At 47.9% G+C, this 1,941-nt stretch carries 3 protein-coding genes; 2 read left to right on the plus strand and 1 reads right to left on the minus strand.

The window, feature by feature from the left end; translation table 11 throughout:
* Positions 1 to 358, plus strand: a 358-nt coding sequence (locus IQ242_RS23660; protein ID WP_228021184.1) for an RluA family pseudouridine synthase, incomplete at its 5' end; no start/stop codon positions are given.
* Here the strand turns inward: IQ242_RS23660 and IQ242_RS23665 are convergent.
* Complete coding sequence (locus IQ242_RS23665; RefSeq protein ID WP_193961634.1) at positions 355 to 1,356, minus strand: saccharopine dehydrogenase-like oxidoreductase; 1,002 nt, start codon at positions 1,354 to 1,356, stop codon at positions 355 to 357. The genes IQ242_RS23660 and IQ242_RS23665 overlap by 4 nt on opposite strands.
* 310 nt (positions 1,357 to 1,666) lie before the next feature.
* Here IQ242_RS23665 and IQ242_RS23670 point away from each other — a divergent pair, with 310 nt between their 5' ends.
* The gene (locus tag IQ242_RS23670) at positions 1,667 to 1,882 is read left to right on the plus strand and encodes a DUF2997 domain-containing protein (protein WP_002752708.1); all 216 of its coding nucleotides are present in this window, start codon (positions 1,667 to 1,669) and stop codon (positions 1,880 to 1,882) included.
* The last annotated feature ends 59 nt before the right edge of the window (positions 1,883 to 1,941 follow it).

Raw genomic sequence — 1,941 nt, forward strand, 5'->3', positions numbered from 1 at the left:
TCACCGTAGCGATCGCCAAAAGATGGCTATTATTGCCGTGGAAAAAGGAGGTAGAAATGCCGTCACCCACTGGCAAATCAAGGAAAGACTAGGCAACTACACCTTAATGGAATTTCGCCTAGAAACCGGCAGAACTCATCAAATTCGCGTTCATAGCAGCCACATCGGTCATCCGATTCTTGGGGATCCCCTCTATAGTTCCGGTCGTTCCATCGGGATTAATCTACCCGGGCAATTACTCCACGCCTATCGTTTAATCTTAATACATCCGGTCACGGGAGAGAGCCTAGAAGCGATCGCTCCCTTACCCGCTATTTTCCCGAAAGTTTTAGCTATTTTACGCCAGAGAAACCCCTAGCGCACAAATTGCGGCATAATCTCCGCTGCTGTCCATAGTCCGTAGATACCGCGACGATGCAGGGAAACCCCCGCTTTCAGATAACCAAAAGCCGGCCCGCAGACATTAGCCGCCATACTGGTTTCATCGCCTAAAGTGAAGGTATGGGTGGAAATTTTGCCTTCAAAAGTCCGCCCCGTGACTTTAACATTGGTACTTAAAGGCTTTTTCGGGTTGCGCGTATCCACCACACCCCCGACGGAAACCCGATCGCGTCCACAAATTCCAGCCAATTCCAGCATAATATCGTCCGCGTGTTCCATGTTTTCGAGGCTGAGAATGCCATTGGTTTTATTTAACAGCATTTCCACTTCCGCGTCACTCATCTGGTGGGCTGTTTCTGGGTTGTAACCGGGTAAATGGGCGATATCTTCGCGAATAGTGGCACGATAAGCCTCCCAGTTGGCGATTCCCACGCCGAAGGTAATTTTAACGCTATGAATCTCTGCATAACTCTGGGCAGCTAGGGCAGCGGCAGCAGTTAACAGTCCGGGGGTAGCGCCGCAGCCGGTCATGTAGGTGATGCCGGCGGCTTCTAGGTCTGCTTGTAGTGCTAAGATTTGTTCCATGGCGCTGGTACGTTTGAGCGCATCGACTAAAACCCCGCGCCAACCCAAGCGAATGAAAGTTTTAGCGATATCGGCCATGAAATTGTTGGGTAAATTCGGCAGGGCGAGAAAATAGCCTTCTACGTCGGCAGTTTTGATTAATTCCTCGATACTGTTTTGGCTGAGACTGCCGTAATTTTCCAGATAACCGATCGAACCCCGGTCATGATAAATTTTGTTACAGGTATTGACATCTAGACCGTCTTTGTGGTAAGCAAAACCGGCTTTATCGGCGGCGGCAGTCCAGAGCATTTCCTGTTTGGGGGCGAGAATTCTGGCGGCGGCCTGTCCCAAACCACCAAAACCTAAAACACCGATCCGAAGGCGATCGCTGGCTATTTGTTTATTCATATTCGTTGGGATTCCTATAGACAAAATTCTATGATCTCGGCGGTCGTGGTTCGCCGTTGCATCTCCTTTATTTTCAATTTATCGCTTCAGGTCGTCTTTTTTGTGTAGTTTTGTTAAATTGTGCCTCCTGGGTCAAGGTTCGCCCTTGACGATGAAGAAAAGTTACGGGAAACTTACAAAAAATGAAAGTGGTTAGGTGACGTAATATAAAGTTTTGCTAAAATTTTAACCAGATTGCTACGATTAGCAAACTATCGTAAATTAAAACGATAGGGAGCTTTGCAAACCCCAGATCACGCCGAGAAGAGCTATGAGCATGGAAAGCCTAGAGTTTATTATCTATCCCGATGGTCGCGTTATGGAAAAGGTGACAGGCATAGTCGGTTCATCTTGTCAAGAGGTGACGGCGGCGATCGAGGCACAACTCGGGCAGCTGATGTCTCAAGAGAAAACCTCGGATTATTACCATCAAACCGTCAGCCAGTCAGAGAAAGTCAGCAACGCAGCCACTTTTAGCGACTGGTAATTTTTCATCTTTCCCGATCCCTTTATTTAAGCCACTGAAAAACCATGTCACACTTTAGC

Origin of the sequence: Microcystis sp. LEGE 08355 (assembly GCF_015207185.1) — a bacterium.
In the GTDB taxonomy this organism is placed as follows: domain Bacteria; phylum Cyanobacteriota; class Cyanobacteriia; order Cyanobacteriales; family Microcystaceae; genus Microcystis; species Microcystis panniformis.

Excerpts from the sequence above, each read along its gene's own strand:
- IQ242_RS23665 (WP_193961634.1), bottom strand. The coding sequence starts at position 1,356 with ATGAATAAACAAATAGCCAGCGATCGCCTTCGGATCGGTGTTTTAGGT.
- IQ242_RS23670 (WP_002752708.1), top strand. The coding sequence starts at position 1,667 with ATGAGCATGGAAAGCCTAGAGTTTATTATCTATCCCGATGGTCGCGTT.